At 61.6% G+C, this 21,684-nt stretch carries 18 protein-coding genes; 13 read left to right on the top strand and 5 right to left on the bottom strand.

Annotation, left to right across the window (positions count from 1 at the left end):
• Positions 1-12: 12 nt before the first annotated feature.
• The 8 genes from ASD80_RS13795 to ASD80_RS13760 all read left to right on the top strand — a co-directional run bounded on the left by ASD80_RS13795 (position 13) and on the right by ASD80_RS13760 (position 8,499).
• Positions 13-1,149, top strand: coding sequence for a CaiB/BaiF CoA transferase family protein (locus ASD80_RS13795; RefSeq protein ID WP_056233806.1), 1,137 nt, complete (start codon positions 13-15; stop codon positions 1,147-1,149).
• Complete coding sequence (locus ASD80_RS13790) at positions 1,146-2,237, top strand: CoA transferase (protein WP_056233804.1); 1,092 nt, start codon at positions 1,146-1,148, stop codon at positions 2,235-2,237. Before ASD80_RS13795 ends, ASD80_RS13790 begins: the two co-directional genes overlap by 4 nt.
• Positions 2,234-3,397: a CaiB/BaiF CoA transferase family protein gene (locus ASD80_RS13785; RefSeq protein ID WP_056233802.1), complete on the top strand. Its 1,164-nt coding sequence runs from the start codon at positions 2,234-2,236 to the stop codon at positions 3,395-3,397. Before ASD80_RS13790 ends, ASD80_RS13785 begins: the two co-directional genes overlap by 4 nt.
• A 33-nt stretch (positions 3,398-3,430) precedes the next feature.
• The gene (locus tag ASD80_RS13780; RefSeq protein ID WP_082555292.1) at positions 3,431-4,444 is read left to right on the top strand and encodes a TRAP transporter substrate-binding protein; all 1,014 of its coding nucleotides are present in this window, start codon (positions 3,431-3,433) and stop codon (positions 4,442-4,444) included.
• A gap of 67 nt (positions 4,445-4,511) precedes the next feature.
• Positions 4,512-5,030 carry a TRAP transporter small permease gene (locus ASD80_RS13775; RefSeq protein WP_082555291.1) on the top strand — a complete coding sequence of 173 codons (519 nt, stop codon included), beginning with the start codon at positions 4,512-4,514 and terminating at the stop codon, positions 5,028-5,030.
• The gene (locus ASD80_RS13770) at positions 5,027-6,322 is read left to right on the top strand and encodes a TRAP transporter large permease (RefSeq protein WP_056233795.1); all 1,296 of its coding nucleotides are present in this window, start codon (positions 5,027-5,029) and stop codon (positions 6,320-6,322) included. The genes ASD80_RS13775 and ASD80_RS13770 overlap by 4 nt, the downstream gene beginning before the upstream one ends.
• Positions 6,319-7,521, top strand: coding sequence for an MFS transporter (locus ASD80_RS13765; RefSeq protein WP_056233793.1), 1,203 nt, complete (start codon positions 6,319-6,321; stop codon positions 7,519-7,521). The genes ASD80_RS13770 and ASD80_RS13765 overlap by 4 nt, the downstream gene beginning before the upstream one ends.
• A 231-nt stretch (positions 7,522-7,752) precedes the next feature.
• On the top strand, positions 7,753-8,499 hold the full coding sequence (locus tag ASD80_RS13760) for a ribonuclease activity regulator RraA (RefSeq protein WP_056233791.1): 747 nt from the start codon (positions 7,753-7,755) through the stop codon (positions 8,497-8,499).
• Between the two features lie 2 nt (positions 8,500-8,501).
• On the opposite strand, the gene ASD80_RS13755 is transcribed toward ASD80_RS13760, so the two are convergent.
• The 4 genes from ASD80_RS13755 to ASD80_RS13740 form a co-directional block, all read right to left on the bottom strand.
• Positions 8,502-9,656, bottom strand: coding sequence for a mandelate racemase/muconate lactonizing enzyme family protein (locus ASD80_RS13755; RefSeq protein WP_082555290.1), 1,155 nt, complete (start codon positions 9,654-9,656; stop codon positions 8,502-8,504).
• 75 nt (positions 9,657-9,731) lie between these two features.
• Positions 9,732-10,484, bottom strand: coding sequence for a FadR/GntR family transcriptional regulator (locus ASD80_RS18790; protein WP_162247366.1), 753 nt, complete (start codon positions 10,482-10,484; stop codon positions 9,732-9,734).
• Positions 10,481-12,445, bottom strand: a complete 1,965-nt coding sequence (locus ASD80_RS13745; RefSeq protein ID WP_056233786.1) for an ABC transporter permease subunit — start codon at positions 12,443-12,445, stop codon at positions 10,481-10,483. The genes ASD80_RS18790 and ASD80_RS13745 overlap by 4 nt, the downstream gene beginning before the upstream one ends.
• A 117-nt stretch (positions 12,446-12,562) precedes the next feature.
• Positions 12,563-13,963: an ABC transporter substrate-binding protein gene (locus tag ASD80_RS13740; RefSeq protein ID WP_082555288.1), complete on the bottom strand. Its 1,401-nt coding sequence runs from the start codon at positions 13,961-13,963 to the stop codon at positions 12,563-12,565.
• A gap of 302 nt (positions 13,964-14,265) precedes the next feature.
• On the opposite strand from ASD80_RS13740, the gene ASD80_RS13735 reads away from it, so the two are divergent.
• From ASD80_RS13735 to ASD80_RS13720, 3 genes are all read left to right on the top strand, one after another.
• Positions 14,266-15,324, top strand: a complete 1,059-nt coding sequence (locus ASD80_RS13735) for an ABC transporter ATP-binding protein (RefSeq protein ID WP_056233783.1) — start codon at positions 14,266-14,268, stop codon at positions 15,322-15,324.
• A 31-nt stretch (positions 15,325-15,355) separates the two neighbouring features.
• The gene (locus ASD80_RS13730) at positions 15,356-16,099 is read left to right on the top strand and encodes an aminoglycoside phosphotransferase family protein (RefSeq protein WP_082555287.1); all 744 of its coding nucleotides are present in this window, start codon (positions 15,356-15,358) and stop codon (positions 16,097-16,099) included.
• Positions 16,100-17,245: 1,146 nt separating this feature from the next.
• The gene (locus ASD80_RS13720; RefSeq protein WP_056233777.1) at positions 17,246-18,607 is read left to right on the top strand and encodes a tyrosine-type recombinase/integrase; all 1,362 of its coding nucleotides are present in this window, start codon (positions 17,246-17,248) and stop codon (positions 18,605-18,607) included.
• A 205-nt stretch (positions 18,608-18,812) separates the two neighbouring features.
• Here the strand turns inward: ASD80_RS13720 and ASD80_RS13715 are convergent, their stop codons facing one another.
• Positions 18,813-19,712, bottom strand: a complete 900-nt coding sequence (locus ASD80_RS13715; protein WP_156460454.1) for a hypothetical protein — start codon at positions 19,710-19,712, stop codon at positions 18,813-18,815.
• A gap of 200 nt (positions 19,713-19,912) precedes the next feature.
• Here ASD80_RS13715 and ASD80_RS13710 point away from each other — a divergent pair, with 200 nt between their 5' ends.
• Together ASD80_RS13710 and ASD80_RS13705 are read left to right on the top strand one after the other, a co-directional pair.
• Positions 19,913-20,764: a type IV toxin-antitoxin system AbiEi family antitoxin domain-containing protein gene (locus tag ASD80_RS13710; protein WP_244489009.1), complete on the top strand. Its 852-nt coding sequence runs from the start codon at positions 19,913-19,915 to the stop codon at positions 20,762-20,764.
• Positions 20,754-21,671, top strand: a complete 918-nt coding sequence (locus tag ASD80_RS13705) for a nucleotidyl transferase AbiEii/AbiGii toxin family protein (protein WP_056233770.1) — start codon at positions 20,754-20,756, stop codon at positions 21,669-21,671. The genes ASD80_RS13710 and ASD80_RS13705 overlap by 11 nt, the downstream gene beginning before the upstream one ends.
• Positions 21,672-21,684: the final 13 nt, after the last annotated feature.

Below are 21,684 nucleotides of genomic sequence, written 5' to 3'. Positions count from 1 at the left end.
GGAGGACGCGCTGTGAGCGCATTGGCCGATTTGAGGATCGCCGATTTTTCTTGGGTAGGGGCAGGCCCCCGCGCCACCAAGGATCTCGCGGACAATGGCGCGACGGTGATCAAGATCGAGTCGCGCAAGCGGCTGGATTTGGGCCGCATGTCGCCCCCATTCGCCGGTGACCCCAAGGATTTCGACGGCTCCGCCTTCTTCGCGCAGACCAACACGTCCAAGAAAAGCGTGACGATCAACCTCTCCGACCCGAAGGGCATCGAAATTGCGAGGAAGCTGGTCGCCTGGGCCGATGTGGTGGTCGAGAATTTCGGCCCCGGCTTCATGGACCGCATCGGCCTCGGCTATGCTGTGCTGAAAAAGATAAAGCCCGATATCATCCTCGCCAGCGTTTCGGTGGCCGGCAAAACCGGACCCATGGCTGGGTTCCGCGGCTATGGAAACTCGGCCGCGGCGCATTCGGGCCATGCCTGGCTGACCGGCGAAGCAAACAACCCGCCCCATATGCCGCCACTGGCCTATGGCGATGTAGTCGCCCCGATGTTCCTCACGGTGGCCATCCTCGCCGCGCTCGAACATCGGTCCAGAACCGGCGAGGGGCAGCATCTCGACGTCTCCCAGATCGAGCCCATGGTTCACGTCATCGCCGACCTTTACGCGCAGGACCGCGCGGAAAAGGCCGGCAACGACGATCCGTCGTGCCGTGTTCACGGCGTTTTCCCCACGGCAGGGACCGACCAATGGATCGCCATCACGGCCGAAAACAACGCCCAGGCCGAAGCGCTGAAGACAAGCCTCGGCATCGCCGCCCTCGACCGGGAGACGATCGCAGCGGCGACGCAGGGCCAGGACAAGTTCGCCCTGTTCGACAAATTGAGCGCTGCCGGCGTGGCCGCCGGGCCCGTGCTGGATGGCAAGGATCTCAGCGAGAACCCGGAACTCCTGGCCAGCGGCCATTACACCAAGGTCGAGCACCCGGTGCTGGGTCTCTCCTCGATGCCGGCGCCGCCTTACGTGTTTTCCGAAACGCCCGGAAAAATCGGGCCCGCCCCGCTCCTGGGCCAGCACAATCGGGACGTTTACGTCGACATGCTCGGGCTCGATGGCGCAGAGGTTGACACCCTCATGCGCGAAGGAAGTCTCGCATGAGCATGCTTGCCGGTCTGAAAGTTCTCGAAATAGCCGATGGACTGACCGATTTCGGCGGCCGCATGCTGGCCGAGCTCGGCGCCGATGTGACCGTCGTGTTGCCCGAGGCGCCGCAGGAAAAGTCCCGCGAACGCGCCTGGCACCATGGCAAGACTCGGGTCACCGCAGACAGTGCCGAGGCCATCCGGGCGCTGGCGCAATCGGTCGACATCATCCTCGACGGCCAGCGCAACGGCGACCGCTTCAATTTGGCCACCACTGTCAATCCGACCATCATCTACGTCAAAGTGACGCCCTTCAGCCCGACCGGCCCCTATGCGGGCCGCCCGGCTTCCGACCTGACGCTTTTCGCTCTCTCCGGGCTTATGCATGTCACCGGCGACCCCACCGGAACGCCGCTCAAATTTCCTGGCCAGCAGGCCTATGCCCTCACCGGCATCCAGGCGGCCACGGCTGCATTGATGGCCCTCTATGCGCGCCGGAAAACCGGGAAGGGCCAGGGCGCGGACCTGTCCGCATTTCAGAGCACGACGCTGGCCAATTACCGGGAAGCGGTAATGTATGAATGGACCGGCCGCATCGGCCGGCGTCAGGGCAATCTCCTCGTGCGCGGCAAATCGGGCGTCCGCCAGATCTGGCCCTGCAAGGACGGCTATGTCACCTGGTCGATGATCGACAATCCATCGATGATGCGCGCCGTCGTCGGCGTGATGATCGAACAGGGCGCCGCGGGCGAACTCAGCGAAATCGACTGGGGCAACATTCTCGTCGCCGACACCGCGCAGGAAACCATCGAGCGCTGGCAGGCGGTATTCGGCACCTTCTTTGCGGCGCATACCCGCAGCGAGTTGGGGCGATGGTCGCTCGAACGCGGCTGGGGCCTCTCGGTGATCATGGCGCCGGACGATGTGCGCGATAGCGACCATCTGGCCGCGCGCGGGCTTTTTGTCCCCGTCACCGACGAGGCAACGGGCGAGAGTGTGAACCTGCCCGGCCCCCTGTTCCATTCGGCTGCGATGGATGCGCCCAGGCGCAGCCTCGCCAAGCCGGTGCCCGCTTCGACCCTGGCCGCAGGAGCAGGCCGATGAGCGCACTCGAAGGCATTCGCGTCGTCGACTTTTCCAAATTCCTGCCGGGCCCCTACTGCACATGGCTGCTCGCCGACATGGGTGCCGATGTCATCCGCGTCGAGAACCCGCGCGAGATCGCCAAGCAGGCCCAGGTGTTCGGCTGGGACAAGCTCTCCGAGGCTGAGCGTGCCGGTTTGCGCGAAGGCGACATCCTGGCGCGCAACAAGCGCTCGGTCATGCTCGACCTGAGTGATGCCGACGCCCTGGAGGCGATCAAGCAGCTCGTCGCCACGGCGGATGTGGTTGTCGAAGACTACCGCCCCGGCGTCATGGACAAGATCGGGCTCGGCTATGCCGTGCTGAAGGCAATCAAGCCCGACCTGATCTACACCAGCCTGACCCTTTGCGGGCAAACCGGCCCCTATCGCGACAAGCCGGGTCACGATCCGATAGCCCTTTCGATCGCGGGTGTTCTCTCGCGTATTGGCGAAAATCCGGACGAGCCGAGCTTTTCCGGCATTCCCGCCGCCGATGTGGTGACCGGCACCCATGCTGCTTTTGCCACGCTGTCCGCGCTGCACGAGCGGAACCGCAACGGCCAGGGCCGGCACGTCGATGTCGCGATGACCGACTGCGCCATGAGCCTGCTCGTCAACGTCCTCTCGCGCTACCCCGACGTATCGAAAATTCCCGCTCGCGGCACCCGCCGCGCCGATATCGGGCTGTGGCGCACCAGGGACGACCTCTTCATCTGCACGACGGATATGGAGCCGCGTTACTGGCGCGATTTCTGCATCGCCGTGGGGCGGCCCGAGTTTATCGAGGCCCAGAACGACACCTCGCGCCGGCCGGAAATACGGGCCGCGCTAGAGGCGATCTTTGCCGCCCGCACCCGCGCCGAATGGCTCGAGATTCTGGGCGCGGCGGGAACGCAATTTGCCCCGGTGCTCGACATCGCCGAGGCATTGGACGACCCGCACAACCGCGCGCGGGGCATGGTGCTGGACACACGGACCAGCACCAGAGACGTCCGTCACATCGGCCAGCCGGTTCGGCTCGGTGACAACACCGAAATCCGCAATCTTGGCCGTTTTCCCGGATCCGACACGGAGGAGGTGTTGGCAGAACTGGGGATCGCGACGGAGCGGAGAGAACGACTTCTGGGCCAAAGCCACTAAAGGCGGCCCGACCAGTTTTTGAGGGAGGAAACGATGAAACTGAAATCTCTGGCATTGGCACTTATCGCCACCACCAGCCTTGGCCTTGCATCTGCGGCAGCCATGGCTGCCGAATTCAACCTGACATATTCGACCACCTACACGCCGACCCATCCCTATGGGAAGGCGGACGAGGAATGGATCGCCCGTGTTCACGAGCAGACCGATGGCCGTGTCGAAATCACCCCGTTCTGGGGTGGCTCCTTGATCAACAGCCGCGAAGGCATTGACGAGCTGAACGCCGGCGTCGCCGACATGGCCTACATCGCCCCGATCTATGCCACCTCCGGCTACGACCTCAATCGCCTGACCCCGCAGTTCTTCTACGGCTACAAGGATGCACGCGACGTGCTCAAGGTCTATCTGGCGCTGTGGGATGAGTATCCTCAATATACCGAGGAACTCGAAGGCGCGCAGGTGCTCGGCTACAATGTGGGTACGCCCATGCACCTGATGCTGCGTGAAAAGCCGTTTACGCAGGTGTCGGACCTGGCGGGTCTGCGTATCCGTTCAGCCGTCGACTATATCGGCGCGCTGACTGCCGCCGGTGCGGAAGGCGTCACCATGCCGATGACCGACACCTATCCATCGCTGCAGCGCGGCGTGCTCGATGGCGTGATTGCACCCTACGAAGCTCTCAAGTCGCTGAGCTTCGCCGAAGTGATCCACTACTATTCCGAACTGCCGCACAGCCGCGGTGCCTATCCCTCGCGGGCCATGAATGCCGATGCCTGGTCATCGCTCCCCGAAGACATCCAGAAGGTGTTCCTCGACAACATCGAATGGCTGACGGAGCGGACCTACGAGCTGGCGCAGGAGTCCGAAGAGGCGGGCCGCGAGCACGGCGAAAGCCTGGGCGTGACCTTCAACGCCGTCGATCCGGAAGTGATTGCGGAATATTCCCTCGCCTTTGAGCCGGCAGCGCGCGAAACGGCCAGCCAGCTCGACGCCGCTGGTTTGCCGGGGACCGAGATCCTCGACAAGATCCGCGCCGCTCTCCCCCAGTAACCCCGCGCAATCCCGGGAGCTGTCGCCAGGTCCAGCGCGGCGACAGCTCCTCAATGGTGGGCAAACCATGCAAGCAATCGACAATTTCTTACGCCGCATTAGTGATGCAGTGGGAATCGTGGGCGTACTGGCCATTTTCAGCCTCATGCTGCTGACCGTGGTGACGGTGGTGTTCCGCGCCATGCACATCGCCTTTCCGGGCACCTATTCCATTTCCGAACTGTTGCTCATCCCGGCCGTCAGCATTTCGGTGGCCTATGCCGCCCTGCATAACGAACACACGCGGGCGACGCTCTTTGTGGAGCGCATCAAGAATACGCGACTGCGGCTTGCCATTCACGGCGCCATGCTGCTCCTGGGATCGCTGTTCTGGGTCGCCGTGGTGTGGGCGACCGTCCGCGAAGCCATCCATCGCGGGGCCCAGAACGAACTTTCCCCGATCATCAACGTGCCTGTCGCGCCTTTCCGCTGGAGCATGGCTGCAGCCCTGACGCTGCTCTGCATCCTGCTTGTCTGGCAGGGGTACAAGCTCCTGCGTGGCATGCCGGCGGAAGACGACCACGCCCATCCGGATTACACAGAATGACCGCGGTCTCGATAGGTTTTGCAGGCCTGGCAATCCTGTTCACGCTGATCGGCTTCGGCATGCCTATCGGCTTTGCCATGGGCCTGATCGGCTTTGCCGGTTTCAGTCTCCTGGTCAGCTTCGACGCGGCCATTGTCCGCGTCGGCGTCACCACCTTCCACATGGCCACCAATCAGGCCATGGGTACGGTGCCGCTCTTCCTGTTCATGGCGCACATCCTGTTTGCAGCGGGCATCGGACGAGATCTCTTTGACTTCGCAGCCAAATGGCTGGGCCGCCGCCGCGGCGGCCTGGCCATCGCCACGATCGGCGCTTCGGCGGGCTTTGCTTCGGTGAGTGCATCGAGCCTGGCAACCACGGCCACCATGGGCCTCGTCGCCCTGCCGGAGATGCGCAAGCACAATTACAACACGGCCATGGCGTCGGGCGCGGTCGTGGCCGGCGGCACCATCGGATCGCTGATCCCGCCTTCTGGCATGTTCATCATCTATGGCATCCTGACTGAAACCTCGATCGGCAAGCTGTTTGCCGCCGGTATCATTCCGGGCACCCTGCTGGCGATCTTCTACATGGTCGTCATCACGATATGGTGCCGCATCGATCCGACCGCCGGACCGCGCGGACCGAAATACACGCTGCAGGAAAAGCTCCAGAGCTTTACCAAGATCGGCGAGGTGGTCGCCCTGTTTGCCCTGGTCATGGGCGGCATCTTGCTGGGCTGGTTCACCCCCACCGAGGCTGGTGCGATCGGCGCAGCGGGCGCGTTGGTCATAGCCATCATCCGGGGGCGTCTGTCCTGGGAGGCCTCCAGGACGGCCATCTACGCCACGCTTAAATCCACCGGCATGATTTTCGGCATCCTGTTTGGCGCCATGGTGTTCAACAGCTTTGTTACCGCCAGCACCATTCCGCTCCACATCGTCAACTTCGTTGCCGACAGCGGCTTCTCGCCGATGATGGTGCTGTTGTTGATCCTCGTCGTCTATCTCTTCCTCGGCATGGTGCTGGATGCGTCGGCAATGATGACGCTGACCATCCCGCTATTCTTCCCCCTGGTCACCACGCTTGGCTTCGACGCGATCCTGTTCGGCGTGCTGGTGGTCCGCATGACCGAGATTGCGCTGCTGACGCCGCCCGTCGGAATGAACGTCTATGTGCTGTCGGGCATAGCCAAGGACGTTCCGCTCACCACCATGTTCAAGGGCGCCCTGCCCTTTGTGGCTGCGGATATTCTCCATGTGACCATGCTGATCGCCTTTCCGATCCTGGTATTGTGGTTGCCCAGCCTATGACCGACAGGCCAAAGGCGCGCTGGGGGTTGGTTTCAACCACCGGCGCGCTTACCGGGTTTGGGCACGGCTTTGCAGCTTTCGCCGTCTCCGCCCTGCTCAAGCCCCTGGCGCTCGACCTCGACACGGGGCGTGGCGCCATTTCGATCGCGATCGGTCTGGGCCGGCTTGTTGCCGGTCTCGCTTCGCCCACCATCGGCCGGATTGCCGATGCCAAAGGCCCCCGTGGCATCGTCATAGCCGGCATGCTGACATCCGCCCTCGGGCTCTTCGCGCTGGCCTTTGTGCGCAACGAAATCCAGCTCTACCTGGTCTGGTCACTGATCTTTTCGGTGGGCATTGCTGCCGGCTTCACCGTGGCGCTCGACAAGCTGGTCGTCGCGAGCATGGGCAGCAAACGCGGCATGGGCCTGGCCGTTCGCTTTTCGATTTCGGCCATTGTGTCGACGCTAATCGTGCCGATCGTCACGACCATGGTCGAGTATATCGGCTGGCGATATACCTGCGTGGTCTGGGCCGGCGTGTTGGTGCTGCTCATTCCCGCGCCCTACATCTTCTTTCGCGCCGACAGGATCGGGATCGAAGGGCAGGACAAGCCCCAGGCAACGCCGGACGGCAGCCCGCCACGGCAGTCCGTTCTGCGGCAAAGCGCATTCTGGATCATTGCCATGGCCCTGATGGCGCAAGCCTCGGTCACAACAGGGCTTTCGGTGCATCTAGTGGCGCTGATGACGGACTATGGCGTCGATCCGGTGTTTGCCGGTACGCTCTTTGGCGGCATGATCCTCCTGTCGGTCCCGGTACGGCTATTGGCCGGCTACGTCGCTGACAAGGCAAAGCCCGCCCACCTGCCGATTGTCCTGGGTGCCCTGCTCATCATGGAGGGCCTGGCCATCGGCAGCTTCGCCCTGGCCCCTGGCTTTGCCACCATGCTCGTCGTCATCGCGGCCCTGGGCATCTCTGCCGGCGCCCCCATGGTTCTGGTGCTGGTCCTCTGCAACGAACTGTTCGGGCAGCAGGGGTTTGCCACCGTTCAGGGCAATCTGATGATGATCCAGGTCCCCGGAACCATGCTCGCGCCCATCATCGCTGGCTATGTCTACGACTTCACCGGATCATACGTGCCTGTCGTCGTCGGCTTCTGCCTACTGCTCCTCCTCGGCGGCGCATCGCTCAATCTCCTCCGCAGGCAGATGGCATAGGGGCAGGGTGCAGTGTTCGGACTGATGCGAGTATCGCTGGCTGTTCGCCAATTCCGCCAACCCTTGCTGCGCGCTTCTTTCTCGTTACAGTGCGGTGCCTGGCGAGTTGCCCAGTTGCTCGTGACGTCGCCGCCGTTCCCTCGAACGGTCGCAATTTGGTGCATCGACCGCGCCGGCAAAGCACTGCAGCTGCTGCGCGACGCGTGAGGCAGCAATCTAGGGGAGGAACCGATGCGCATCGGCGCCGATATCAAGCGACCACCGAAGGAGCTGATTGAGGGACTCCGGACACTGGGGGCTGCGACCATTGCCGGTACGCTCGGCCATATGGGCTTTCGCAATCCTCACATGACCGGGATTCTTCCGCAGACGAAGGGCAAGGCGATCTGCGGGCCGGCCTTGACGCTGCAATGCCTGCCGCAGCGGCCCGACCTGTTCAGCGAGGGGGAATATTCCGACCCCGAGACCCAGCTGCACCGTCATGTGCTCTATCATGTGCAGGAAGGCGACGTCGTCGTGGTGGATGCGCGCGGCGACATGCGGTCGGGCATATTCGGGGACATGATGTCCACCTATTTCAAGGGTCGCGGCGGCGCTGGCATCATCATCGACGGCGTGATGCGCGATCGGCCAAATGTGGAAAAGCTCGACCTGGCGCTGTGGCTGAAGGGTTGGTCGCCTAACTACCATGTGCAGACGGACATCTATCCGAACGCGGTCAACGTGACGATCGCCTGCGGCGGCGTGACGGTGGTGCCCGGCGACATCATCGTGGCCGATGATGACGGCGCCGTCGTGGTGCCGGTCTCGATGGCTGGGGCCGTTCTCCAGGATGGCCAGAAACATGCCGAATGGGAGGAATTCTCGCGCATGAAGCTGATGCAGGGCGAGTCGCTGCAGCGCTACTACCCGCTGCATCCCGATGCCAACGAGGAATATGCGGCCTGGCGCAAGCTCAACCCGGTGCCGAAAGGCTGAGGCTACGCGAACCAGGTGGTTCCGGGATATTGGTGGGCCCTGGCGACGTCTTCGTTGAGTTCGAGCCCGATGCCGGGCCGGTCGCTCAAGGCGATCTTGCCGTTCTTGATGATCTCTCCGCCATCGGTGATCGTCGACCAGTAGTCGCGGTGGAACCAGTGGAACTCCAGCACCAGGAAATTGGGAACGGTGGCGCAGACCTGGGCCGATGCCATGGTGCCGATGGGGGAGGAGACATTGTGCGGCGCGAAGGGGATTGAATAGAGATCGGCCATCTCGGCGATCTTGCGGCATTCCGAAAGGCCCCCGCATTTGGGGATATCGGGCATGATGATATCGACGGCCTGCTGCTCGAGCAGCTTGCGGAAGCCGTGGCGCAGGTAGAGGTTTTCGCCGGCGCAGATCGGGGTTGAGGTGCTGGCCGTGATCTCGGCCATGACGTCGATATTCTCGGGCGGAACCGGTTCTTCGAGCCACATCAGCTGGAGATGTTCAAGATCGCGCGCCAGCCGGATCGCGCTGTGTTTATCGAGCCGCGTATGCAGATCGCAGGCGACCTCCACGCCCTTGCCGGCGGCTTTCACCACCATTTCGGCCAGTTGCACCATGCGATCGTGCTCCCATTTGTTGGGAGTCATGTTGAAACGGTCCTTTTCATACCAGCCTGTTTCCGTGCCGGTATGGCCATAGGCGCGAATATCGAGATCGACCTTGAGCGCGGTGAACCCCGCCGCCAGCACCTGGTCCACCTCGGCCTGCACCTCGTCCATATTCATGCCGGGCGAGACCTCGCAGTCGCAATAGACGCGTATCTCGTCGCGGAACTTGCCGCCAAGCAGTTCGTAGATCGGCACGTTCAGCGCCTTGCCCTTCAAGTCCCACAGGGCGATCTCGATCCCCGTAAGCGCGGTGATCAGCGCGCCGGCAAAGCCCCCCTCGAAGACGAGGCTGCGGCGCAGCTCCTCGAAGATGGCGTCGATGGCGAATGGATCGCGGCCGATCAGCCTGTCAGCCAGTTCGCGGATGATGGCGATGGCCTGGTGGCCCCCATGGACGCATTCACCCAGGCCGGTAATCCCGGCATCGGTTTCGATGCGAACCCACAGATGCATGCAATGGCCGCTCGTCGCCGCCGTTTTGACTGATGTGATCTTCAATCGGTCCCCCTCAGGAATCGGCGCCGTGTCCGGCGCATTTTGCCGGACCGCTGCGACCGGCAGCGTTGGAAGCGTTCAGGCCGGAACGGACGTATCGGTGTCCTGGAATGTTTTGACGCCGACATGCAGATGCGACTGCAGGGTGTATTGGTAGCGAATGCGATCACGGGCGGCCAAGGCATCTACAACGGCGGCATGCTGCTCGTAGGTGTCCCCGGTAAAGTCCCGCAATTGCTTGGCCCGCTCCATGATGCGAATGATGACCGGCTTCATGATGCGGTAGACGTCGCAGACGGCGCGGTTGTCCAGGATGGAAACAAGCCGGAGGTGGAAACGGAAGTCCTCTTCCGACGCCTCGGGAATGGACCCCGCTGCCCGCAACCGGTCATTGATGGCGCGCATCTCGGCGATGTCGTCGGGCCGCATCTGTTCGAAAATGGCGTCGACCGAGCCAACCTCGATCAGCTTGCGGAACCCCTGGATGTCGTTGAACGTGCGGCGCGAAATATCCAGCGTGTCGAATGAGAACAGGTCAAGCGCCCGCTCCATCCGGTCATCGACGATGATGGCGCCGACCTTGGGGCGTACCGACACGATCCCGTAGGCCTTCATGATCCGCATGGCTTCGCGCACGGTGTTCCGGCTGGCCTGGAAGCGGTCGCACAGCTCTCGTTCGGTGGGAAGGCTGTCCCCCACGCCCAGCTTTCCTTCGGAGATGAGCCTTCGGATATTGAGCACCATGGCATCGACCGCGGACGGGATGGAGCTGCGCACGATCGATGCGTTCAGCGCGCTGCCACTCCCCCCGATCCGCGATGACCCACTCATCCCTTGACGGCTCCGACGGTGAGACCTTCGGCGAGGAAACGCTGGGCATAGACATAGAGGACGGCCACCGGAATGGCGGTGAGCAGGGATGCCGCCATCAGCTTGCCCCATGGCAGGATGTCGCCGACCACCAGCGATTGCAGCCCGATCGGCAGGGTGCGCAGCGACTCGCTGGTGATGAAGACGAAGGCAAACAGGAATTCGTTCCAGGCATTGGTAAAGGCAAAGAGGGTCACCGACAGGATGGCGGGGGCGGCAAGTGGCAGCGTGATCCGCCAGAAGATATAGAGCCGGCTGGCGCCATCGATACGCGCCGCTTCCTCCAGTTCGATTGGAATAGACCTGAAATAACCCATTAGCACCCAGGTCGCGAAGGGCAACAGAAATGTGGGGTAGGTCAGGATCAGCGCCGTATGGGAGTTGATCACGCCGATCGCCGTCAGCGTCTGATAGAGCGGAATGAACAGCAGCGTGCCGGGCAGCAGGTAGGTGATGAGCAGGAGCGTCGTCAGCAGCGACGCGCCGCGAAACCGCAGCCGCGACAGCGCATAGGCCGCCAGCGATGCCAGGGCTACCGAAACAAGCGTGCTGAGGGCGGCGACGAAGACCGAGTTCAGCAGCCAGGTCAGGAACGGCGTATCTTGCACTAGGGACGTATATTGTTCGGTCGTGGCCGGTTCCGGCCAGAAGATCGACCGGCGCTCGCTGATCTGGGACGTCGTCTTCAACGAGGTCGTCACGATCCAGTAGAAGGGAAAGATCACAAAGGCCAGAAGCGGGACAAGCACCAGCAGCCGCGCCAGCGAACCGGCATTGGACCGTGCCGATTGCCGCAGGATCGGTTGCAGGGCCGACCGGCCGGTGGCGACGCGAACCTTGCGCACCGTCCATTCAATTCCGGCGAAGACCAGCTGGATCGGCAGAAAGATCAGGTCGATGACCCTATTCACCAGCCAGGTGCTGCCGGCGAGCAGGCGGTCGGCTAGTCCAGGACCACGCTCGGAGACGCCGTCCCGCCGATCGTCGTGGCGCATGAAGCGCGCCAGCAGCCAGATCAGGACGGCCATGAGGGGGGCCACACTGAAGGCGATGGCGATGCCGGGCCCGTATTGCAGCGAACCGAGTGCCTTTTCATAGGCCAGGATGGAATAGAGCTTGGTGGCGCCGCTGGGCCCGCCGCCTGTCATGAGGAAGGGCAGGCCGAACTGGTTGAAGGTGGAGATGAACGACAGCAGCAGGGTAACCACGATCACGTAGCGCAGGCCGGGCAGCGTGACGTTGCGGAAGCGCTGGATGGCATTGGCGCCATCGACCTGCGCGGCCTCGATCTGCTCGCGGTCGATGGCTTTGAGCCCGGCCAGCAGGAGCAGCACATAGAAGGGTATGCCCTTCCAGATATTGACCGAGATGATGCTGCCCATGGCCATGTTCGGGTCGGAAAGCCAGCCAAGGGGGCGATCAATGATCCCGACGCCCTGCAGGATGGGATTGAGGCCACCAAACATAGGGTCGTAAATGCTTTTCCAAGCCAGCGCGGTGACAATTTCCGGAACGATCCAGGGCAGGAGCATGATGCCGCTGAGCAGGCTGCGAAACGGCAGGCGGCTGTTCAGGATGAGAGCAACCGTCATGCCGATGACGAATTTCAGCGCCAGCGACCAAAAGGTAAACTGGATCGTATTCTGCATGGATTGCAGGAAGTCGCTATTGGTCCAGAGTCGTTGATAGTTGCGCAAGCCGACATCGACGGTTTCGCCCGTCAGGAAATTGAGCGAGGTGGTGCTGATGAAAATGGCGCTCACGAATGGCCAGAAGATCAACAGCGCCATGACGAGCACCATGGGCAGCACAAACAGATAGCCGACCTTCCAGTCGCGTCCGAAAAGGTTCTCCAGCAGCTTCTTGCGGGTGGCGGGCCGTGCCCGTGTGGTTCCCAATGCCAGGGGCATCCGATCTTCCATGCCAACTCTCCATCGGGGCCGGACCCCGGTCGAAATGAGAAACCGGCCGCGCCGCGGCTGGCCGGCGATGGCGCGCGACGGGGTGGGGATGCCACCCCGCCGCGCTGCCCGTGGTGGCTAGAGGATGCCGCCTTCCTCGAAGATCTGGACGATCTTGTTGTGGGCGTCGGTCACCGCTTCCTGGGAAGACATGCGGCCGGCGATCACATTGCCCATGGACTGTTCCAGCACGCCCTGGGCGCGGATGGCGTCGATCTGGGCGGCGGGTTGAGCAGGCCAGGATGCCCCGATGAAGGGTTCGGGAACGCTGACCTGATCCTTGATGATTGCGTAGTTGGGGTCGGCCGCGATCAGCTCGTCGGTCCACAGGTTCTCGTAGGCCGGCATGAACAGGCCGCCGGCAACCGCCGACATCGGGGTGAAATTGGCCGGATCGAGCAGGTCGAGCGCGAGCTGCTTGGCCAGTTCGGCGTTGGGAGCGCCCTTGAAGATCGTCAGCCAGCCGCCAACGGCACCGCCATCGCGGCTATCGCCATTGTTGGCATTCGGCTGGCGCAACAGCACGGTGCCCGGAAAGACAGGGTTGTTGTCACGCTTGGCCGCGGCATAGACGGAAAAGGCGTTGTGCGTATAGCCGATATTGCCGGCCAGATAGGCCTCGTTGTTGGAGGTATCGCCCCAGCTTTCAACACCCGGCGGCAGCATGGCGGCATACTTGCCGTTCCGGTCATAGGTTTCGCGAACGAATTCAAAGGCCGCGACCGTTTCGGGCGAGTCGAACTCGACCTTGGTGCCGGATGCATCGGTAAAGTGGCCGCCGAAGGCATTCAGAATGCCTGACGCAATGCCCCAGCCGTCACCCGATTGGTTGACGGTGACGCCCCAGCCCCAGAATTCGTTGTCCGGATCGGAGATGGCGAGGGCCGCCTCGCGCCGCTTTTCCCAGGTGTCCAGGGTTTGCGGATCGATCCCCTTCTCCGCCAGCTTGTCGCCACGGAAGAATGTGCCGGTGGTGTTGGCGATAAAGGGGATCGCCATCCAGCGGCCATCGATCTTGCCGATGCTTTCGGCGTTGATGCCGCGCATCACGTTGCCATACTTGCCGATGGCCTCTTCAACGACGTCATTGACGTCTTCAAGCAGGCCCAGCAGGTGCATCTGCGGCACCGAAACGTTGCTGGTATAGGCGAGGTCTGGTGGATTGCCGGCCTTGACCGCGGCAGACATCTTGCCCAGGAAATCGCCGAAGGCTTCCGGGTTGGTGGTCGAGATGTCGAGTTCGGTATTGTTGGCTTTGGCGAAATTCGTCACCGTGTCGCGGAACAGGTTCTGGGCCGCCTCGAAATATTCGGTCCGGTGAATAACCGTCAGCTTGCCGGCGGCGCCCTGGGGCAGGTCCATTTCCGGGGCGGCATCCTGGGCGAACACCGGCAGACCATGGCTCGCGGCCCATATGCCCAGGCCGGCGGCCCCACCGGTCCTCAATACGTCACGACGATTGAACTTATTCGACGTCATGCTTCCGTCTCCTCCTGTTGAACATGGCTGAGCGCTCGCCGACCCGTCGGGTAAGCGTGAAAAACTGTCGCGATGCGCCTCGCCCTCCGAGTGAAGGAGCCTCCTCGCCCCCTCGTATACTCCACCCACCAAGTGGTCTTTTGTCCTATCATTGGCGGCGAACGGGCAAGAATTAGGACTCAAACGGCCGACGAGTCAATCTTTTGTCCTACAAAAGACTTGATGGGACTGTGTTGTCGCCCTAAAACCGAGCAAGGTTCAATCTGCCGGGGAGGGCAGCGGGAGCCGCTGAGGAGGGACATATGGGTGCGGTGACGATCCGAGACGTGCGGAAGAACTATGGCAGCCTGGAAGTCCTGCACGGGGTATCCATAGATATTGCCGACGGCGAATTCGTCATCCTGGTCGGACCGTCCGGCTGCGGCAAATCCACCTTGCTGCGGATGATCGCCGGCCTGGAGGACATCACCGGCGGCGAGATCGAAATTGCCGGGACGGTGGTCAACGACCTCGCGCCCAAGGACCGCGATATCGCCATGGTCTTTCAGTCCTATGCGCTTTATCCGCATATGACGGTGGAAGAGAACATGGCGTTCTCGCTGCGTCTCGCCCGCGTGCCCAAGGATGAAATCAAGCGCCGCGTGGCCAATGCGGCGGTCATTCTGGGCCTCGATCCCTACCTGGAACGCTATCCGCGTCACCTCTCCGGCGGGCAGAGGCAGCGGGTCGCCATGGGCCGCGCCATCGTGCGCAATCCCCGGGTCTTTCTGTTCGATGAGCCGCTGAGCAATCTCGACGCCAAGCTGCGGGTGCAGATGCGCAGCGAAATCAAGCTCAACCACCAGCGCCTCAAGACCACCACGGTCTATGTCACGCATGACCAGATCGAAGCCATGACCATGGCCGACCGCATCGTGGTCATGCATTCAGGCAATATCGAACAGATCGGCTCGCCGCTGGACCTTTACGACCACCCTGCGAACCTGTTCGTTGCCGGCTTTATCGGTTCCCCGTCGATGAACATCATTGCCGGCTCGGTAGCGGGGTCCCGGTTCCGCTTTGCCGACGGGACGAGCATCGATCTGGGAACCCTGCCGCCGGAGGTGAAGGATGGCCCCATCACCCTTGGTGTTCGCCCCGAGCATCTGCGCCTCGATCCCGCCGGAACCCTGGCGGAGATTGTCGTCATCGAGCCCACGGGCTCGGAGACCCAGGTAACCTTGACCTTGGGCGGGCAGGACGTGGTTGGGGTATTCCGGGAGCGGCTAAACGCAGGTCCCGGCGAGCGGATCGGCGTTTCCTTCGACAGCAACCTGCTGCACCTGTTCGATATCGACTCCGGAAAGCGGATCGCCCGCTAAGGCGAAGCCCGGCAAGCGTGAGTGCGTGGCGATGGGTACTGCATACGGACCGTTGCTCGGCAGCGGCAAGCAAGCGGAGGTCTATGGGCAGGGGGATCACGTCCTCAAGCTCGGCCGCCCCGGCGCTTCCAAAGCGGCGGCGTTCCGCGAAGCGGCCAATCTTGCCATTGTCGAGGCGCTTGGATTGCCCGTGCCGGCGCCGCTGGGCGTGGTGCAACTGAATGGCCGCTGGGGCCTGCAGATGACGTTGGCGCCGGGAGAGTCCTTCGGTGCGGTCATTATGCGACATCCGGAGCTGACGCCGAACTACCTGGGCGCCATGGTCGAGCTGCACGCACGCATCCTTGCCCAACCGGGCACGGGACTGGTGGGGCTTCGAGCGCGGCTGTCGACCAATATTGGCAGGGCGCCGGGGCTTGGCGAAGCGGTGCGCAAGCGGCTGCTGGATGCGCTGCTGGAGCGTCCGCAAGGCGACCGGCTGTGTCACGGTGACGTCCACCCCTGGAACATTCTTGGGCCGCCCGACCAGCCAATGGTGGTCGACTGGCTCGATGCCTGTTCAGGGCCCGCCGAGGCCGATATCTGCCGCAGCTACGTGCTGATGAAGCCCCAGGCGCCCCACCTGGCGGAGGCCTATCTCGCGGCCAGCGAAACACGAGGCCTGGCCTGCCGTGGCGACGTGCTGTCGTGGGCCCCCCTTGTCGCCGCCGCCCGGCTGGCCGAGGGCGTGGCAGATGATCTGGACGAACTCATGGAGATGGCCCGCAGCCTATAGCGCCGCGGAACCTGTTGTTATCGCGTTCATCCCAGCCATGATCTGGTGCGGACCCTGCAAGGCCGTATCGTCCGCCATGCCGTCTAGGATCTGCACCATATCCGCCTTCACTTCAGCGACCTTCGCTTCAGCAACAAGGGGCTGGATACTGATCGAGCATATGGCCGGGCATTTTTGGCGCGCCGGTGTGAATAGCATTGCGAACACTTACGCGTTGAAATCAATAGGTGATCTTTGCCACCCCGCAAATGTCCGGTTCCGGAACCTACGCGAAGGAAGCTTGAAATGGCCCATCAAGTGGTTTCGATCCACGCCCTGCGCGAGGGGCGATTCCGCGCCGGCGGTAAGCCAGTGCAGGACTTCAACTTTAGGTGCCGATTGGGCCAACGCCGTGCCAGTCATCAGCACAGCGCCTAGGGCACCAAGAAAAAGTAGCTTGGACATGATTCCTCCTATCGCCCCACCGACGCAGCCCGTTACTGCGGCTAGTGAAGCGCTCCTCAGAGGCTGAAGGCCTCCTATCGACATCGCTATCGTCAGGGGGTGATGATCTCAATCAAGGAATCAATCAGATTGCATCAGCTGGTACCATGCCAATGATCTCAAATGAGATAGGTGGGAGCACCGAGAGAAACGAGCTGCCGCTCTTCGTAGACGGCTTGCGTGTGGTCCCACTTAAGGCGCATCTCGGAACGAGAAGCCTTTTTAGCCAGACGATTGTCCAAAGAGATCACCAGCTAGCCTGCGTCGTCGCAATAAATCACCGGCGTATATGCCTCGCCGGGGCGCTGCAACGCCGCAGATTCAACGAACGGGCACGCCCCACTACGAAGTGAGCTGGTAGCAATGTGGTTGCAATTTCGCGGCTCTCTCAGATTCCTCGCCGAATCCAGACCATATACCTATGATATTATTGAGGTTTTTGGCGCACCCGACAGGATTCGAACCTGTGGCCTCTGCCTTCGGAGAATGGATAATCGATTCCGCCGAACCTATCCGTTTCTGTCCGATTACGCGCTATACCACTGAAATCACAAACAAAATTGAAATCGACCAGCGCCAACGGTACGACGGAGCGGTTCAAAACCCTCCCCGTAGCGCTTACGCTTTGCTTACGCGGGGATTCTACCGAGGAAACCTGCCCGAATGGCGAAGCTGACTAAACGAACCGTAGATGCCACCGAAATCAAGTCCTCGGACTATGTCATGTGGGACGAGGAATTGCCTGGTTTCGGACTGCGCGTCTTCCGTTCAGGGAAGCGAAGCTATGTTGTGCAGTATCGGGCTGCCGGCCGTTCCCGTCGCATTACGATCGGACTGCACGGAGTCTGGACTCCTGAAGAGGCCAGGCGCGAGGCGAAGGTTCTGCTCGGTCAAGTCGCACGAGGCGGCAACCCCGCAGAGGAGCGCAAGCTCGATCGCGAGGCGATAACGGTCAAGGAACTTTGCGCTCGCTACCTCGAAGATCTGCGGAACGGACTGGTGCTCGGGAAGCGCGGCAGGCCGAAGAAGGCCACGACGATCTCCACCGATATCGGACGCATCGAGCGTCACATCGTTCCCCTGCTCGGCAGTCGGCGCGTGAGAGATTTGGCGAAGTCCGACATCGCGCAGGCGATGAAGGACATCATGGCAGGCAAGACACGTGCGAACGTCAAAACGGACAAGCTGCGCGGGCGCGCGATCGTGCGTGGCGGCGCCGGTACGGCAGCCCGGACGATCGGTTTGTTTGGTGGCATTCTCACTTATGCTGTCGAGCTCAGCATCATCGAGCAGAATCCTGTGCACGGCGTCCGCAAGCCGAGGGACCAGGTCAACGCCCGGCGGCTCAGCGAGACCGAGTATCGCACGCTAGGCGATATTCTGCGGAAGGCGGTTGAGGACGGGCAGTACGAAACCACCGCTGAAATCATCCGAGTGATCGCCCTGACGGGCTGCCGGCGCAGCGAAATCATCGGTCTGCGCTGCGGCGAAGTGGATATCGAGGGTAGTTGCCTGCGCTTGGCCGATAGCAAGGAAGGGGCATCGGTGCGTCCGATCGGCCTACCGGTCCTGGAATATCTCGAGGGTCGTCGCGACGAGGAACACCGTGCTGAAGACTATGTCTTTCCCGGCGGGGAGGATGACACGCCGTTCGGTAGCTTCCCCAGGCACTGGACGAAGATACTCGAGAACACTGACCTGGCCAGCATCACCCCTCATGTTCTGCGACACAGCTTTGCTAGTATCGGCAATGATCTCGGGTTCACCGAAGCGACTATCGCCGCACTGGTTGGACATTCGCGAGGTACGATCACCAGCCGCTACATCCACACCGTGGACACCGCGCTCATCATGGCGGCCGACAGCATCGCTGGTTACATTCAGGGCCTGCTGGACGGCGTCGCGTTCACTCACACCGCCTATGCGTTGGACCGGGATTCCAGAAAGTCGGCGCTCGCTCACTTCCTGGGGCAGGCGAGTTACACATCGAACCACGTTGCTACAGTGGCGGAGGGGGGCACGTAGCTAGGTACCCTTCGGTCACGTCAGGGCAGCGAGAGGCGGCAGAACTAGAGTTTGGCGCGATCGTCCGGGATGCTCGCTCCGAAGAAGGCCAAAGTTCCATACCGCATATTAAGCGAATCCACCGATGTCCGGTTGCCCCTTTCGGCGCCCGTTAGAGCGGCGTTCGCCCATTCAGCTGCCGTTAGCTCTGGCCTGCGCCCATGAGTCAGTCATCGTGCTTCCGATAGAATTTTCGTCGAGGCAGCGCTTCCAGATCGACTTTCTCACGGCGGGCGCCGCCTAGTGCGGCCCAGGTCTTGTGCCGTTTGCGAGCGGCATAAACCGAGATGTCCATGAGGTGTGCGGCGGCCATTGGAGATCGTCCGCTGTCGAATAGCCTGTAGCATATCTCCGCGCCGCGCTGCGTTAGCCTCTTGTTGTCGTAGCGATGGAGTGGGTGCCCCGGGAAGCAATCATTGTTGTCGAACTCGGTTCCCGCCAGCTTTAGCTCCGCGTTGATTGCAGCAATGTCCTTTTGACGGGCTCGCGCGAGCTTGCCGAGCTTGTGCTTGAGCGCCTTGATCTCGGCAAGGAACGTCCGCTCCGCGGACTCGAACAGGAGGCCATTCATGGAGATGGTGCTGACATAGTGGTGCGTTCGATAGAGTTCGCCCAAGCGCTTCCGAAAGTGCTGGAGCCTGTCCACCACCTCATAGTCAAACTCCCTGACGCGATCCGATCCGAAGTCGGCTAGGTCTCTGGCATATTGCTCGGTGCTAAGGTCGGCAACGAGCTCGTGCATTCGATGTCCGATGAGGTTTCGGTAGTCGATGAGCGCAACGATCTCGACCTTCTCCGCTGCTGTGATCGCGCCGTCCTGAATCAGCGCATTGAGGGCTTTGTCGACTGGGTTCTTCACCCCTTTGGGCACCCGCTCCGGTCTTTCGCCTGGCTTCAACCTGTTCCAAAGTTCGTCTGTGGTTTGGATCAAGTCCAGAACGCGCCGCTTCAGCTCCTCGGCATAAAACATGGTCAGCAACATTTGCATTGCGCGCAATTTCAGGATGTTGCGTTCGTAGGCCGGCAGACGCGAGCCTAGAGGATCGGTAAAACGCGGATTGCGCATGCTGCTGACAGTTCCCCCTTGTCCCGCCTCGACGGCTATTCAGCACCGTATCAGGCGTCACAGCCGACGCCGTGCAGCATGACATGCCTTGGCGACCTACCAAACCTTACTTTGCGATGCAGCGCATTTGTCAAACCTAACTTGACATTAAACAACGCTCCCAAAGGAACCTTTTGTGCGAACTTTGAAATTCCGCTATAATGTCCAGTATGAGTGGACAAAGAACGGATAAACTAAAGAATCTTCTGGAAACGGTCCCTCCCGGATTCCTCATAGATTCACGTTGGCTCAACGAGCAGGATATCTCGCGGCAGCTCGCCTCCAACTACGCCAATTCGGGGTGGCTCGAACGGCTGTCACAGGGCCTGTATCGCCGGCCGTTCACGCGCGGCCACAACCCGGACGTAGAGCGCGACTGGAAAATCCCCGTGCTCTCCGCGCAATGGATCATGCACTATAGCTTCCACGTCGCAGGCACGACAGCCATGGAGCAGCATGGCTACGCCCACTATTTGCGCCTGTCGGGTCCGGGTAAACTCTATGTGCATGGCGATGTTCCAACCTGGCTATCCAAGTTGCATTTCCGAGCGACGCTCGTTCACCGCCAAGGCTCTTTGTTTGGAGATGCGGCCCTTGGCGTTGAGAACAACGACTTCTCGCTTGAGGAGGAAAACCAACAAGATCTGGGAGAAAGTCCGTGGCTCTGGCCAATGCGGCTATCTTCGCCCGAGCGATCCTTGCTGGAAACCATAGATGAGGTGCCACGCCTCGAAAGCTTCCACCTGGTCGACGTGCTGTTCCAGTCGATGGCCAACCTACGCCCCAAACTGATGACCCAACTGCTGCGGGAATGCCGTAGCATCAAAACTAAGCGCCTCTTCTTTGCCTTTGCCGATCGCCATGCGCATGCGTGGAGAAAATACATCGACCAATCCCTGATCGATCTCGGCAGCGGCGACCGCATGCTCGTGGAAGGCGGCAAGCTGCATCCAATCTACCGCATCACGATGCCAGCCGAGTTCGTGACGAGCGAGGCCCGCGATGGCTCGTGAAACCTATGAGCAACAAGTGCGCCTGCTGGTGCGCTCACTCCCTTCGATCGCGAAACAGGATGTCTTCGCCCTAAAGGGCGGTACGGCCATCAATCTCTTCTACCGCGACATGCCCCGCCTGTCGGTGGACATTGATCTCACCTACTTGCCCGTGCAGGACCGCGAAACTTCGCTCTCTGCCATAGACTCGACACTGGAAACCATCCGCGACGACCTCTCGAAAAGCATGCCGGGAACACAAGCGACACGTATCGCCGGCGGCGGCGACAACGACACGCGTATCCTGGTTCGGCAAAACAACGTGGGCATCAAGATCGAGACATCGCCGGTTGCTAGAGGCGCCGTGCATCCGCCTGTGCTTATGCCGATCAGCGATGTGGTGACCGAACAATTCGGCTTTGCCGAAATGCAGGTCCTGGCGTTCGAGGACCTCTTCGGTGGCAAACTCCACGCAACGGTCGATCGTCAGCACCCGCGCGACATCTTCGACGTCAAGCTGCTCTATGAAAACGAAGGTATGAGCACGGCGCTCTTCCGCACCTTCCTTATCTATGTGGCGAGTTCGGGCCGGCCAACGCACGAATTGCTGCGACCTGCTCCGCAACCTCTCGATGACCGCTTCGTCGCCGAGTTCGAAGGCATGACAGCAGAACCAGTGAGCGTCGCGGAACTGGATGCGGCGCGTGGGCAGCTCTTTGCCGACCTTCTGTCATCGCTCGATGAGGCTGCCATGAAGTTTCTGCTCACACTTCACGACGGCGAGCCGGACTTCGACGCGATCGGGTTGCCGCAGGCAGCAAACCTCCCGGCGGTGAAGTGGAAACTGCAGAACCTTGCCAAGCTGAAGACCGCCAACCCCACTAAGCACGCAGAGCTTCGAGAGCTCATAGAGCGTCTGAGAGGCTAATCCGATGAGAAAA

The sequence above is a fragment of the Devosia sp. Root635 genome, assembly GCF_001427605.1.
Taxonomy (GTDB): Bacteria; Pseudomonadota; Alphaproteobacteria; order Rhizobiales; family Devosiaceae; genus Devosia.
The sequence above is the reverse complement of the archived record's forward strand: the minus strand, read 5'-3'. Positions and strand labels throughout refer to the sequence as shown.